This window comes from Butyricimonas sp. BSD2780061689_150309_C8 (assembly GCF_015560935.1).
In the GTDB taxonomy this organism is placed as follows: domain Bacteria; phylum Bacteroidota; class Bacteroidia; order Bacteroidales; family Marinifilaceae; genus Butyricimonas; species Butyricimonas paravirosa.
This window is the reverse complement of record NZ_JADMSV010000016.1, coordinates 31,500-47,084: the sequence shown is the minus strand read 5'-3', so window position 1 is coordinate 47,084 and position 15,585 is coordinate 31,500. Positions and strand designations below refer to the sequence as shown.

Sequence of the window (15,585 nt, the reverse complement as noted above, 5' to 3'; positions counted from 1 at the left end):
TAATGCTATAAATGAAAGGATATGAACAGATTTAATTTTCTGTACGCGATATGTTTTCTTTTGAGTGGTTTGCTATGCGGCGGTTGCTCGAAAGTGGGAATAGATACGTTTGACGAGACCCAAGCCACGGTAACGGTTCCATGGAATGTTGTAGATGTGAGGACTTATCCGGGGTATAACTCCTTAACGAAGACTTTTGACCAGACTTATTCGTTTTGGAGTGATCCGGAAGAAGAGACGATGGTGGTGAATATCCCGTTAAAGTTGGTCGGGGACGTCCGGGATTACGACCGGACGGTAGGGTACACGATCGTCCGGGATAGCAGCCGATTATTGGAAGGATCGTATAAGGTGTTGAATGCCGTTATTCCCGCCGGGGAACGTTACGGGTATCTCACGCTGGAATTGCCGAAATTAGTTGAATTGGAAGACACGACGTGTATGATGGAAATTGTGTTGGGTGCTTCGGAATATTTCGTGGCCGGCCCACCGGAATATACACGCATTAAGTTTTCGTGGGATAATCAATTACCGATGCTTCCCAGTGGTTCATTTTATGCCCGAACTTATAATTTCTTAATAAATGCAGGGCAAAGTATGAATCTGGCGAACTATAATTATTATAGCCGGAATGCGCATAAGGCGATACTGGCCGCTTTAGGGTGGCCGTGGCAGGCGGACCAGTGGCCCCAGTATAACCGGATGGACCCGGATGGGTATATGTTCTATAATACGGCAATCACGAATGCTTACTACGAGTTGTTACAGAAGTATCTGGATGATTACGAACAGGAACATGGAACCCCATTGTTGCATGATGGAGGACTTGCTATAAACCAACCCGTGAGAGCGCGAAAGTTTTGATAAAACGGATTAAAGATAATGAAGATGAAAACAATATATTACCTGTTGTTGCTCGTGTTGGGATACGGCCTCGTGTCGTGTTATGACGACAAGAGTACCTATGACACGAAAGAAATTCCTAACGTGGAACTAGACCTGAATGGTGTGTCGGAAACGCAGTACGTGGCGTATTTGGGCAAATTGCATATTGATATTCCCGTGAAGAAAAACGGAACCCCGGACCATCCGGATTTGGAATATAAATGGGAGATCGAGTTAAGTTCGTCAGCGGGATTGAGAGAAGTGTTGTCGAACGAACGGGTGCTTGACACGATTGCTTCCATGCCGATTCAGGCTAGTGGTTACACGTTGACCTTGGAAGTGACGGACAAAGTTTCCACGCTTAAATATTATTCTGTCTTTTCTCTAGTGGTGGAGAGCCAATTCGGGGAAGGTATTATCGTGGCTCATTCCCGTGATGGGGAGACCTCCGATTTGTCGTTAATCATGGATAAAGACATTAGCAAGGGATTCACGGGAACGGAGAAAATTCAATACGATGATATTTTCACCTCTAAGGGGGAGCCTTTGGGTGATTGGATTGATAACGTGGCCTATACCGTGTCGGGAGCGACATGGAGTACCTATCAGAATATCCTGTGGATGGCCGGAAGGAATGGATTGTTCCGGGCTGATTGCCGGGACTATTCCTTCTTGGAAACGGGTAAAATTATTCCTTTTGTGACCGAGACATATACTTCCGGACATTTCTATTTGGCACCTCAAACGACGATTCTCGTGATGAATAATCAGGTGTACCAGCATCTTCGTCAGAATGATGCGATATTCATCAAACCGGAAGTGGTTTCCGACTTGGGCGGTTTGCAGTCCAATTACGTGGATAATCGAGTGGTTGCCGCGGCCACGGGCGATGGGACTCATTCCAGTGGATCGTCGATCTGGTATGATTCACAGGTAGGACGTTTCGGGCGTTTTAACGGGGCTTTCTCGCAGAACAAATGTTCGTTGTATTCCTCTTCTGAGAATGACGACAATTTCCCCTTCGATCCTTCTGCCGTGCCGGGTAAAGAAGCCGTGGCTGGAGGTTTCATGAATAGCTCTTCCTTGGTGATGGTGTTGAAGGATAAAGTATCGGGAGAATATTCTCTTTACACGTTCTTTACTAAAAATCAGGATAATACGTTGGTTAACCCGACACCGAGTTACTTGTATTCGGTTCCGGCAGCCATCAAGGATTTGTTGGATCGTTCCGTGTCAATTTGTTTCAGTACAGTAGATCCTATTATGTACGTGGCAACGGCCAGAGAGATTCATGCGGTTCGTTTGAATATAGATGGTTCGCTTGCCTCCTCATTGAAATACACGGCGGTAGCAGGAGAGAATATCACTATTCTGAAATTCTACACACAAGGAAGATATAATGTCAATTCGGAAGACTTTGACAGTGACACGGAAAGTTTGCTGACCTTACCGTTGAACACGAAAGCCGTGATGATGGCAACGCAGGCATCGGATTCGGAAGGATATGTTTACCTGATTCCGCAAAAAGATCCGGGAACGGGAAATTTGGATGAGGAAAAGCAGGTGAAATATGACGGTTTCGGGAAGATTTCAGATATAACAGCTCAAGGAAGATAGTTTATAATAATACAGGCGGGTAAGGTGTGACGAAAGCCTTACCTGCCATAATAGTTAATTTTTTAAAATGAATAACATGGAGAATCCGGTTGTAAAGGTGGAACATTTGTCTCACCGTTATAGTGTGCAATGGGCGATACGGGATATTAATTTCGAGATTTACGAGAAGGGAATATTGGGATTGTTGGGATCGAACGGAGCGGGTAAATCGACAACGATGAATATCATGTGTGGTGTGTTGAACCAGACAGAAGGGGAAGTGTATATTAACGGGATTAATTTTCGGGAGGACCCGATTGCGGCTAAAATGAATATTGGTTTTCTACCACAGAAACCCCCGTTGTACACGGATTTGACCGTGGAAGAGTATTTAGCCTATTGTGCGGATTTGCGTTCGGTCGCTCCTAAAAAGATTCGTTCTTCGGTGGACTACGCGATGGAGAAATGCGGGATCACGCATTTCCGAAAACGGTTGCTGAAACATTTATCGGGAGGTTACCAGCAACGGGTGGGTATTGCGCAGGCAATCATACACAATCCGAAGTTCGTGGTATTGGATGAACCGACGAATGGACTTGACCCGAACCAGATACTGGAAATCCGGGAATTGATCAAGGAGATTGCTACGGATCGTTCCGTGCTACTTTCCACGCATATCTTGTCGGAGGTACAGGCCACCTGTGACCACATCAAGATGATCGAGGAAGGGCAACTGGTATTCGCGGGGACGATGGATGAGTTTAACAATTATATCCAACCGAATTCGTTCGTGGTGGTACTGAAGAATCCGCCGAGAATGACCGAGTTGGAACACGTGCTGGGAGTTAGTCGGGTGGAGGCAATAAATTCGAAAAGTTTCAGGGTATGGTTTGATACGGATGACGACGTGACAGCTCGTATGGTACACGAGAGTGTCAGCCGGGGATGGGAGTTAAGCGAGGTTTCCGTGGAACGGAGTTCTCTGGATGAAGTGTTCGCTCGCTTGTCGGGAAAAAGTAAACGTGAATCATAAGTTCGTGTAGTATGAGAAAAATATTCAAGATAGCGTTGACAGAGTTATGCACTCTGTTCTATTCCCCTATCGCGTGGTTAGTCCTTATTATCTTTACTGTTCAGGCGTGCATGACCTATTTCCGTTTAGTGGACATTATGTTGATGCAGCAATTTAACAAGCCTTTATGGTATAGTATAGCAAAAGAGATGTACACGGGAAATATGGGATTGTTCCCGAATATGTTGGTGCATCTTTACCTGTATATTCCTTTATTGACCATGGGATTGATGAGCCGGGAATATAGTAGCGGTTCTATCAAATTATTATATTCTTCACCGGTGTCCAGCATACAGATTATCTTCGGGAAATTTCTTTCCATGATGATATACAGCCTTATTCTGGTGGGTATTCTCTTTTTGTTTGTTGGGTTCACGGCATGGAACGTGCCTTCTTTTGATATGTCGTTGGCCTTATCGGGGTTGCTGGGAATTTATCTGGTGATCTGTTCTTATGCAGCGATAGGATTATTCATGTCTTGTCTGACTTCCTATCAAGTGGTAGCGGCTGTTGCCACCTTAGGGGCTTTGGCCTTCTTGAATTACGTGGGAAGAATGGGACAGGAAGTTCCTTTTATTCGGGACATCACGTATTGGCTGTCAATTTCCGGGCGTTCCGACGAGTTAATCAACGGTTTGATCAGCAGTGAGGATGTGTTTTATTTTCTGATCGTGATCGGCCTTTTCCTGATGCTTTCGATTATGGTCATCTTGTCGGGGAAACGCAAGTTATCAAAAAGTATGGCTTTTACCCGTTATACCGGGGTGATCGTGTTGGCGATGCTGTTGGGGTACGTGACCTCCCGGCCGGGATTGCAATGTTCTTACGATGCCTCGTCCATTAAACTGAATAGTCTGAATCCGGTCAGTCAGGAGATTATGGAAAAAATGGAGGGAGGACTGACAATCACGACATACGTGAATCTTTTGGAAGGTAATTTTTACCGGGGGGCTCCTTCGGAAAGGAATAGTGATGCAAATCGATTTAAAAAGTTTATTCGTTTTAAACCGAAAATTCAGATGAACTACGTGTATTACTATGCCGATGCGGGAAACGAGGTTTTGGAAGATCGTTTCCCCGATCTGAACACGCAACAACGAGCGTGGAAAATGGCGGTCATGGAAGATTTGGATATAGAGATGTTTCTGAGCCCGGAACAGGTAGCCCAACAGGTTGATCTTTCGGGTGAAAAATATCGTTTCGTGCGTTTGTTGGAACGGGAAAGCGGGGAAAAGACCTTTTTGCGGATTTTCGATGATAGTTACATTTATCCGAGGGAAGGAGAAATCTCCACGGCCATGAAACGTTTGGTGACGAAAGCCCCCAAGGTCGTTTTTCTGACCGGGCACGGGGAACGTGATATTCAACGGGCAGGAGACCGGGACTACTACACGTTTGCCATAGACCCGACCTTCCGTCATTCTTTGATTAATCAAGGGTTTGACGTGGATAGTATTACCTTGATGGGGGATCGGCCGATACCCATGGATATTGACGTGTTGGTTGTTGCAGATTTACAGCGTCCTTTGTCAACAGGTGAGTTGGCCCGGCTCGAAGAATACATAGCGAAAGGTGGGAATATTGTTATTGGCGGGGAACCGGGAAAATCGGATTTGATGAATCCTCTTACGGCTTCTCTGGGCGTGAGTTTCCTGCCGGGAACTTTAGTACAACCGACGAAAGCTTACGATGATAATTTGCTGGTTTGCTCTTTTGTTGAGGAGGGTGTGAATATCGTGACTCCTTTGCGGGGACTATGGCAACAAAAATATGGGGTTACGATGCCGGGAGCTGCCGCGTTAGGTTACAAAAACGGACATGGTTTCAACGTGTATCCTTTGCTAAAGACAAAAGACGAGGGAAGTTGGAACGAGTTAACCACCGTAAATTTTACGGACGAAAAAGCTGTATTAAATCCGGAAATCGGGGAGCAAGAACAGTCCTACCCGACGATGCTTGCCTTGACTCGTAACGTGGGAGACCGGGAACAGCGGATATTCGTGTTAGGTGATGTAGATTGTATCAGTAATGCCGAGTTATTGATGTCTAGAGTTGGGATGAAAACGAGTAATTTCTCTTTAATCACGGGTATGTTCCGGTGGTTGAGCTACGGGGAATTCCCGATCGTTTTGTCGAATATACCGCCCGTGGATACGGTGTTGGAATTGAGTAAGGACACGGTACCTTATGCGAAATTTGCTTTCACGTGGGGATTACCCATCTTGTTTGCGTTGGGGTATTTTGGCGTGTGGTTTAAAAGAAGACGGAGATAACGTAATTGTAAACGAATGAGAAAGATATTGAAAATAGCGGGAAATGAGTTGCGCGCTCTCTTTTGTTCTCCCGTGGCTTGGTTTATTTTAGTGATATTTGCTGTTCAGTCGGGAATGACTTTTACCGACTTGTTCCGGAGTGTTTTGCGACAACAATTTATGGGGGAACCGATAGAATATAGTATCACGACGGCTCTGTTAACAGGAATGTCGGGAACATTTATGGTGATACAACAATATTTGTATCTATATGTTCCCTTGTTGACGATGGGATTGATGAGCCGGGAATTGGGTAGCGGTTCGATTAAACTCCTGTACTCGTCCCCCGTGACAGCGGGACAGATCATTTGGGGAAAATTCCTTTCTATGATGGTTTACGGGTTGATATTGATGGGCGTGTTGCTGGTTCTGGTTCTTTTTGCTTGTTGCACGGTGGAATCATTTGATCTTTCTGCGGCCTTATCGGGTTTACTCGGATTGTATTTGTTAATGTGTGCTTATGCGGCAATCGGGCTTTATATGTCCAGCCTGACCTCTTATCAGGTTGTGGCGGCCGTGGGAACGTTGGCCGTGTTAATCGTGCTGAATTTCATCGGTAGTGTGGGGCAGGATATAGCTTTCGTGCGTGAAATCACGTATTGGTTGTCAATCAAGGGGCGGGCAACCGTGTTCATTGACGGGTTGATATGTAGTGAGGACTTCCTGTATTTTGTCGTGGTCATTCTCTTTTTCCTGACGTTGGGAATCATGAAGATCGAGGCTCACCGGGCAAAACGGAGTCAAGTGATGACGGTAGGACGTTATCTTGTTGTGATTGCAGTTACCGTGGCATTAGGGTATATGACTTCTCGTCCCACGTTTTTATGGTATTATGATGCGACAGCGAGTAAGACGCAAACATTGACTAAAGAAAGTCAAAGTATACTGGAAAGGATGAAAGACGATTTGACAATTGTCACTTACGTGAATCTTTTGGGAGATAACTCTTCTTACGGGATGCCCCGTTCCCTGAAGAGTGACATGGAAAACTTCAAACCGTACATCCGTTTCAAATCGAATATCGAGATGAAGTATGTGTATTATTATAAAAAAGCGTCGTCTTACATACGGGAACGGTATGCTGACGTGAGCGACCGGGAGGTGGCCGAAAAATATGTTGATCAGATGAAATTGAATCTGAAAATGTTTTTATCTCCCGAAGAGATCGAGGCCCAGATTGACCTTGCTCCGGAAGGTTATCGTTTCGTGCGGCAGTTGGTGTTACCCGACGGTTCGGCCACTTTCCTGCGGTTGTATAATGATATGTTTGTACATCCGATGGAGGCAGAGGTTTCCGCGGCTCTGAAACGCCTCATCATGGAGGTACCCAAGGTAGCTTGTCTTACGGGACATGGCGAGCGGGATATGAACAACGTGGGAGATCGGGATTATTATGCTTTTGCCAAGAATCCGACTTTTCGTTATGCTTTAGTAAATAATGGTTTTGATGTGATCGCCTATCGCATGACCGAGGGGGAGGAGATTCCGGAAGATATTCGTATTCTGGTGATTGCTGATGTGAAACAACCGTTGACCGAAAGCGAGTTGGAAAAGATTGACCGCTACGTGGCCCGTGGAGGAAATTTGTTGATTGCGGGAGAACCGGGGCGTCAGGAAGTAATGAATCCTTTGGTGGAACGTTTCGGGGTGCAGTTTATGCCCGGTGTTCTGGTACAACCCAGTCGGGATTTCGATCCGGATCTGATTCGGGGTGAATTGACAAAAGATGCCGCAGAGATGTCCCTTAACTATGCCAATTTGCAGAAGAAAAAACGGGTGATCACGATGCCCGGAGCCACGGCGTTAAACTATACAATGGATAAAGGTTTTATGGTGCGTCCTGTTTTGACCACGCGTGACACGGGATGTTGGAACGAGATAGAAACCCGGGATTTATTGAATGAGCCGGTAAAACTCAACCCTGTTGCCGGGGAAAAAGAAGGTGTTTACCCGATAGCCTTGGCTTTGAGCCGGAAGATGGGAAACCGGGAACAAAGGATTATCGTGTTGGGAGATGCGGATTGTATCAGTAACTCCGAACTGATGATGTACCGGAAGGGTATCAAGGCGTCCAACTTCTCGTTGATCACGGAGTCCTTCCGTTGGTTGACGGATGGGGAATTCCCGGTGAATACCCGTCGTCCAGATCCTGCCGATACCTCGATTTCACTGGAATTGTCATCTATGAAGTGGGTGAAAGTGATGTTCGTGGGGATATTACCCCTGTTATTAATTGGTTGTGGAATATTAATCTGGCACCGTAGGAGGGGTAGATAAAATGAATATGCGTAACGTGAATATCGTGGCTCGCTATGAGTCTAAATTGTTAAGACGAGATATTGTTTTTCTGGGATTTGTAGTGATTGCCCTTGTCGGTATTTCGTTATGGCAGATGATAAAGCAAGGAAGAGTAAATGTGTTTTGGTATAAAGTGGCTCTTCCTTCTTCTTTTCCTTTTTTTAGTATGTATTACTATAACCTGGTACAAGTCCTGATTGCTTTGTTTGTGTGCATGGAGGTCGTGTACCGGGAAAGGAAAAAAGACGCGATGGAAGTATTCCTGTGCCGACCGTTTCGGAACAGTGAATACTGCATCGGTCGTTTTCTAGGAATATTCAGGATGTTCCTTTTCGTGAATATATGCGTGCTGTTGGTATGTATGTATATAAACCTTTGGGTTGTAGGAGCCCCTTTTAACGTGTGGATTTATGTTTTCTATCTGTTCACCTTGTCCATCCCGACTTTAATTTTTGTATTGGGCTGTGCGTTGAGTATATCGGCAATGGTCAAAAATCGTCCGCTATCTGTTTTAGTTCTGGGACTTTTGGGATTGGGTGTATATTTCTATTTGGATGAGTGGCAGTTTGGAGCGTTTGACTTTTGGGGCAGGAATTTGCCGAATATGTTTTCGGACGTGGTAGGACACCCTGATTTGAAGGGGTATTTGCTGCATCGCTTGACTTATACCGGGTTGGGTGTTGCCGGAGTTTTATTCTGGGTCGCTAACATGAAACGTCTGCGGGACCATAAAGAACATCAAGGATTGCAATGGGGAAGTGGGGGAGTGGTTGTATTGTGCAGCGTGATCTGTTTGTTTTTATATTGGGATGCAATTCGGCAGCGGGAGTGCCGTTCAGAAGAGTATAGGCAAGCTTATGTCGAATATCAATCCCGACCTAAAGCACGGGTTACCAACCATGAAATCTCCTACGAGTGGAAGGATGGAGAGATGTGGTTGGATAGCAGGATGACCTTACAGAATCGGAATCAGGAAAGGCTCTCGGAGATCGTGTTGTACCTGAATCCTTCGTTAGAGATTTATTCTCTAAAGGAGGCAGGTAACGATATGGGTTATCACCGGGATCAGCAGGTTGTCGTGCTTGAACGCCAGCTTTTGCCGGGTGATACCATTTCTTTGCATCTCTCCTATAAAGGTAAAATTGATGAAGCGATATGCTACTTGGATGTGCCTTTTGAAGAGCGGCATAATGTAGGAAGGTATGATCCCGGAAAGCGACGTGGATTATTCAATTTCGGAACTCGTTTTGCTTATCTGGGAGAAAACTATACCTTGTTACACCCGGAAATTCTTTGGTACCCGGTAGCTGTCCCCCCGATCAATATGGTATCACCATACGCTCGTGAAATAAATTTTTCGGAATATACTCTGCGGGTAAAAACACGGGATGGACAACAGGTTCTATCGCAAGGCGAGCCGGAATACGGAACAGGTGAAGTATTTTTCAAGAATCGGCAGAAATTACCCGGGATAACGCTTTGTATCGGGAACTACCATAAGAAAGAAATCGAGATCGGTAATCTTCATGTGGAATTTTATTATTTCCCCGACCATGAATTGTTTTTCGAGGGGTATACTGAAATTCAGGGAGAGAAATTGAGCAAGGTATTGGCCATGCTCAAAGGACGTTTGGAGGCAAGAATCGGGCGGGGCTACCCGTTTCAAAAATTGATGTTGGTAGAAAGTCCTCTCTCGTTTGTTTCTTTTTTACGGAAATGGAAAACGGGTAGCGAATTTGTCCAGCCTGAATTTGTTTTTTTGGGAGAACGGGCAGCAAGTATTCCTTCCTACGTTCCGATGACTGTTGCGAAAAAATTTGCAAAGGAAAGACAGGAGAATTTGGATGATCCGGAAGGGATTTATAGTGTTGAACGTATGGGATTGCAATCTAACGTCACGTTGCTTCAACAAAAGTTACATGACATTTTGCCTATGTATTACGATTTCACGGGATTCTTGTCTTCAGGTACTTATCCGGCAGCCAATATGCTACTTAGCAAAATGTTTATTTCTAAAAAGAAATATACAATAGGAAATACCGGTCTCAGACCGGATGATATGTTAGCTATTGATTGTTTAAAGCAAGCCAGCTTGAAGGAAATTCTTTCTAACGATTCGTTACCGGATAAAGTACAGGCAAGAATTTTCGAGTTGGAAGCAGGAGCATTGGCAGCTTATTTATCTACTTCTGTTGCCCCCGAAAAGTTGTACCAATTCTCGGAACAGCTCTCTTCCGGCACTCAATTTGAAGAAATTACTTTAGAACAGATCGCTCGGAATTTTCAGGCTGATCTAGGGGTTGATTTACTTCCGTTTATGGATAAATTATACCAACGGGAGGGACTCCCGTCTTTTGATATAAGAGATATTCAGGTGCAGCAAATTATTACGGATGGCTTCCCGAAATATCAAGTTGGTTTTAAAGTATGGAATATGTCGGATATGGATGGGGTTATATCAATTCTTGCTGATGATGAAACGGTGGATGAATTTATGTCGAAACGAGAAGGAGGCATTGCCGTGGATTTTAATATGCCCCTGAGAGAGAAATATTACATGATTCCGGCCGGAGTATGCAAGGAGGTAAAATTTATCATGAACGGGGATCATGGTTACATCGGGACGAATTTGGCGGCTAATTTTCCCGGTGATTATAATATTCCTTTAGTAAAAGAAGGAATTTCCAAAATAAGGGAAGGCATGGAGGGCATTTGGGATATTGATCGTCGTTTCTTCGAAAATTCCGGCGAGATCATTGTTGATAACCGGAGTGAACAATTCCAGTTGATTGATTCCGGGGAGCGGAAAAGATTACCGTTCTTGACAAAGGAGCGTAAATCGACTTTTAAGGCGTCATTGGAGAAGAAGGAATGGACAGAAATGTTCACGGCAGAAAGCTATGGAATCCCCGTGCGGAGTGCTTTTGGTAAAGTTTCCGGAACCGGGGCGGGAAAGGCTATCTGGACGGCAGATATAAAGGAAGCCGGGAAATATGAAGTCTTTTTTTATCATCAGGTTTCATCACTTACTTATCCCCCGATTAGTTCCGTTTTCACGGGTTCTTTGCTGCATTACAAGGTATGTAATAGCTTGATGGAAAAAGAGGTGATCGTGGAAGCGGATATTATTCCGGTCGGGTGGGTTTCCTTGGGAAAATTCGATTTTCCGGTCGGGAAGGCTCAAGTGATTCTGGATGACAGGGGTGGGGAGATCAAGGCTGATGCAGAGGATAAAAGTGCCGGTTTAGTGCAAGTTCATGGCGTGCCGGATGATAAATTACCAGTTAAGAAACAACTGATCATTGCTGATGCCGTGAAACTGGTGCGTGTGAAGGAGTAGTTTATTATTTAGGATTTGAAACCTGTTATATTTTTCGTAATTTTGGAGAATCATTTAAAACTACAAGAATTATGAGAAAGTCATTTTTATTTTTAGCGGATGGTTTTGAGGAGGTAGAAGCTCTCGGGGTTGTAGATGTTTTACGTCGGGGAACGATCGAAGTGAAAACGGTTTCTATTTCCGATAAGAAAGAGGTTACAGGCGCGCATGGAGTTCCTGTGATGGCCGATCTTTTGTTGAGTGACGTGAAAGAAGAAGAGGCGGAATTCTTGATTTGTCCGGGCGGAATGCCGGGAGCCAAGAATCTGGGAGATTGTACGGCATTGGTGCAAATGATTCAGAAACACTTTGACAAAGGTGGTTACGTGGCGGCTATTTGTGCAGCTCCGGCTTTGGTGTTGAGTAAGATAAAAATGAACAAAAGATATACAATGACTTGCTATCCGGGATTTGAAGAATATTTACCGGGAGCCGAAATGCAACCTCATGGCGTGGTGGTTGATGGTAACGTGATCACAGGTAGAGGTCCGGCGTATGCTTTTAAATTCGGTCTGGCTATTTTGGAACAATTAACTTCCAAGAAAGTGGCTGAAGAAGTTGCGGCTGGAATGTTACTGGATTAATATGAAAAATTGCATTACCCTCTGCATCGTCCTGTTTTGTTGTCTGCAAGGGATAGGGCAGAACACTTTGCTCCGGGCGGATGGAAAAGAAATCCATACCCGGATTGTTCCCCCCGAGGGATATGCGAGGGTAAACGTGAAGGAAGGTTCTTTTGGTGAATACCTGAGGAACCTTCCTTTGCGTTCTCACGGGACTAAAGTGCATTATTTCGATGGCCGGGAGAAATGGAACCGGAGCGTGTATTGTGCCGTGGTGGATATGGAGATCGGTAAGCGGGATTTGCAACAATGTGCCGATGCCGTGATTCGTTTGCGGGCGGAATATCTGTATAAGCATAAAGCGTATGACCGGATCCACTTTAACTTCACGAACGGTTTCCGTGCCGATTACACGAAATGGGCAGAAGGTTACCGGATCAGCGTGAAAGGAAATCAAGTTTCTTGGTACAAATCCAAAGAAAAAGATTACTCTTATAAAACTTTTAGAGCCTATCTGGACGTGGTGTTCGCTTATGCCGGGACTTTATCTTTGGCGAAGGAATTAACGTCCGTACCGGTGACTTCCATGCAGATCGGGGACGTGCTTATTCAAGGCGGTTCACCCGGGCACGCGGTCATCGTGGTCGATATGGCAGAGAATCCCGCAACAGGAGAAAAGTTGTATTTGCTGGCCCAAAGCTATATGCCGGCTCAAGATATTCAAGTGCTGGAGAACCCGAAAGAGCGTGATAAATCCCCGTGGTACACCCTCAAGGGAGAGGGCAGTATTTTGACTCCGGAATGGGGATTTACTTCAGCGAACCTGAAACGTTTTAAAGATTAGAACGGTTGTATTTCTCAAAAGCCCCCAACCCGAAAAGTGAAAAATCATAGCGAATCGGATCGACAGGATCCATTTCCCGGAGACGTGCAGTAAGTTCTTCCACGGCTTTCCGATCATTCTGGTTACGGGTAAGCAGGCCTAGTTGCCGACTCACGTTACCCGTGTGCAAGTCAAGCGGAATCAATAGGGCAGAAGTGGGAATATCTTTCCACAGGCCGAAATCCACCTCTCCGTCGTGTCTTACCATCCAGCGCAAAAACATATTTACCCTCTTCGCTGCTGAACCCTTCTCCACGTTAGCGATATGTCGCAGTACTCTTGTCTCGGCAGGTAAAGAGGTGAAAACAGAATACCACTCTTTTAGAACTTCAAACATATCTTGATGCTTTTGGTAGGCCCGTGTGAAAACGGTTTCTAATCCCCCGTGATGGCGATAAATATTCGCTAGCGATTTCAAAAAGTAAACACAATCGTAGCTATTAAACGTGCGGTGCTTGAAATTGCAGAAACGTTCGTAATCTTGGTCTTCCGCCTGCATCACGAAATCATGGGGCGCATAATCCATTAATTGCATCAACTCCTTGCATTTCTTGATAATCGTGGGCCGCTGTCCCCATGCTAATGATGCTGCCAGAAATCCGGCAATTTCGATGTCCTCTTTTTCTTCGAAACACTTCGGTATCTGAATCGGATCGGTTTCTATAAAGAATTCCGATTTATTGTATTCTAAATACTTCTCGTCAAGTAATTGTTTTAAGTCTTTGGAAAACACGGGGCAAAATTTAAAATATTCTGTGATTGTCGATTCAATGATTCTGTGATTTTAGAAACATCTGATTGGAAATCATGAAATCGCTAAATCATGAAATCATTTCACTGCTCTCAACATCTCCCGTTTCCCCGGGGGACCGGGAAGGCGTTTCAAGTTAAAACCGATATTACGAAGAGCTTGTTTCACGGTTCCTTTTACGCAGTAGGTCGTGAGAATTCCTTCCGGTTTAAGCGCTTTGTAAAACTTGGTAAGCATAGATTCCGTCCATAGGCGAGGTTGTACGTCGGGGGCGAAAGCATCGAAAAAGACCATATCGAAATATTCGTGAAAATTAACTTCTTCGAAATCTGCCCGATGCTTGTGGAGCGTGAAATAAGGAGTGATGACAACATCCTCTTCCCAAGGCGCATCATGTAATTGTTGAAACAGGGGAGCATCTTCCGGGGTGAAGAGGTCGGAATAATTAATCTGTTCCACCTCCTGAGGTGTCAGCGGATATTTCTCGAATGTGTGAAACACCACCTTGCGTTCATTATCCCTCGCCTCAAGCAACGTTAGAAAAGCATTTAGACCTGTTCCGAACCCGGCCTCCAAAATCCGGATATTCTTCTGCCCGTAGTATTCAATGCCTGCTTTTATAAATATATGAGTAGATTCCTGTATGGCTCCGTGAATGGAATGATAATGCTCGTTCAGTTCCGGTATATACAGGGTGGTACTTCCGTCTTCTGTGGTAATAATTTCTCTATCCATCTTCTAGCATAATTCTTGACGCAATAGGTTTGCGAATTCGATGACATCATTTTCCGTGGTGTCAAACGAGCAAACCCATCTCACTTCGGCCGCATCTTCATCCCACACGTAAAAGAAACATTCATCCTGAAGTTTGGTAATCTTTTCTCGCGGGATGATAGCGAAAATCTCGTTTGCCTCAACCTTCTGCGTGATGCTCACGGAAGGAATCTGCTCTGCCGCATTAGCGAGCTTTTGTGCCATGGCATTTGCGTGTGCGGCTGATTTCAACCATAAATTATCTTTTAGAACAGCCGAGAACTGGGCGGCGATAAAGCGCGATTTGGAATGTAGCTGCATCAACTGCTTCCGGATATATTTCACCTCTTTCGACATCGTGGTGTTAAAGAAGACAACAGCTTCCCCGAACATCATGCCGTTTTTGGTTCCCCCGAAGCTTAAAACGTCGATTCCCACTTCTTTCGTGATGCTGGCCGGGGTACATCCCAGGTATGCAACGGCATTTGCCAGACGGGCTCCGTCCATGTGAACATACATATCGTGGGCATGGGCGAAGTCACAAATTTCTTTTAATTCATCATGCGTGTAGACTGTTCCGAGTTCCGTACACTGAGTTAGCGAGATGATTTTCGGTTGGGCGTGGTGTTGATCATCAAATCCATGCATATGATTGTGTATCAATCCCAGGGTGAGTTTTCCGTCAAATGTGGGAACGGTCAACAGCTTACTGCCGGTTTGTTTCTCGATAGCCCCGCACTCGTCCACGTTAATATGAGCTGTTTCCGCACAAATGATCGCATTATATGAATGAGTGAAAGCCGAGAGACTCAATATATTGGCTCCCGTTCCATTATAAACGAAATACACGTCAACATCGTCTCCGAAGATTTGTTTGAAATCTTCGATGGCTTTTTCCGTGTATTTGTCTTCCCCGTAAGAATGTTGATGTCCGAAGGCTGATTCTTCCAGTGCTTTAAATACTTCTGGTAATACTCCGGAAAAATTGTCACTACCGAAACCTCTAAGTCCCATGAATAGAATAAATTAGTTTGTGGTTAAAAGAAAATAATGTATAATGAACAGAATATAAAAAGACTACCTCAAATTTACT

The 15,585-nt window shown here is 44.9% G+C and carries 11 protein-coding genes; 8 read left to right on the top strand and 3 right to left on the bottom strand.

What is annotated here, in order from left to right; translation table 11 throughout:
• Positions 1–21 precede the first annotated feature (21 nt).
• From I2I33_RS12650 to I2I33_RS12615, 8 genes are all read left to right on the top strand, one after another.
• On the top strand, positions 22–864 hold the full coding sequence (locus I2I33_RS12650) for a DUF4843 domain-containing protein (protein WP_087422309.1): 843 nt from the start codon (positions 22–24) through the stop codon (positions 862–864).
• Positions 865–888: 24 nt separating this feature from the next.
• Positions 889–2,502 carry a PKD-like family lipoprotein gene (locus tag I2I33_RS12645; RefSeq protein ID WP_162613857.1) on the top strand — a complete coding sequence of 538 codons (1,614 nt, stop codon included), beginning with the start codon at positions 889–891 and terminating at the stop codon, positions 2,500–2,502.
• 76 nt (positions 2,503–2,578) lie between these two features.
• A complete protein-coding gene (locus I2I33_RS12640; protein WP_087422307.1) occupies positions 2,579–3,514 on the top strand; it encodes an ABC transporter ATP-binding protein in 936 nt (311 codons plus the stop codon).
• An 11-nt stretch (positions 3,515–3,525) separates the two neighbouring features.
• Positions 3,526–5,826 carry a Gldg family protein gene (locus tag I2I33_RS12635; RefSeq protein WP_087422306.1) on the top strand — a complete coding sequence of 767 codons (2,301 nt, stop codon included), beginning with the start codon at positions 3,526–3,528 and terminating at the stop codon, positions 5,824–5,826.
• Positions 5,827–5,841: 15 nt separating this feature from the next.
• The gene (locus I2I33_RS12630; protein WP_087422305.1) at positions 5,842–8,142 is read left to right on the top strand and encodes a Gldg family protein; all 2,301 of its coding nucleotides are present in this window, start codon (positions 5,842–5,844) and stop codon (positions 8,140–8,142) included.
• Positions 8,143–8,149: 7 nt separating this feature from the next.
• Positions 8,150–11,503: an ABC transporter permease/M1 family aminopeptidase gene (locus I2I33_RS12625; RefSeq protein ID WP_087422304.1), complete on the top strand. Its 3,354-nt coding sequence runs from the start codon at positions 8,150–8,152 to the stop codon at positions 11,501–11,503.
• A gap of 71 nt (positions 11,504–11,574) precedes the next feature.
• Entirely contained in the window at positions 11,575–12,126 is a 552-nt protein-coding gene (locus I2I33_RS12620) for a DJ-1 family glyoxalase III (RefSeq protein WP_087422303.1), read from the top strand.
• A 1-nt stretch (position 12,127) separates the two neighbouring features.
• On the top strand, positions 12,128–12,949 hold the full coding sequence (locus tag I2I33_RS12615; RefSeq protein ID WP_087422302.1) for a DUF4846 domain-containing protein: 822 nt from the start codon (positions 12,128–12,130) through the stop codon (positions 12,947–12,949).
• Here the strand turns inward: I2I33_RS12615 and I2I33_RS12610 are convergent.
• From I2I33_RS12610 to I2I33_RS12600, 3 genes are all read right to left on the bottom strand, one after another.
• Positions 12,939–13,721, bottom strand: coding sequence for a TIGR02757 family protein (locus I2I33_RS12610; RefSeq protein ID WP_087422301.1), 783 nt, complete (start codon positions 13,719–13,721; stop codon positions 12,939–12,941). The two genes, I2I33_RS12615 and I2I33_RS12610, sit on opposite strands and share 11 nt — an antisense overlap.
• Positions 13,722–13,817: 96 nt before the next feature.
• A complete protein-coding gene (gene mnmD / locus I2I33_RS12605) occupies positions 13,818–14,474 on the bottom strand; it encodes a tRNA (5-methylaminomethyl-2-thiouridine)(34)-methyltransferase MnmD (protein ID WP_087422300.1) in 657 nt (218 codons plus the stop codon).
• 3 nt (positions 14,475–14,477) lie between these two features.
• On the bottom strand, positions 14,478–15,506 hold the full coding sequence (locus I2I33_RS12600) for a threonine aldolase family protein (RefSeq protein WP_087422299.1): 1,029 nt from the start codon (positions 15,504–15,506) through the stop codon (positions 14,478–14,480).
• Positions 15,507–15,585 lie beyond the last annotated feature (79 nt).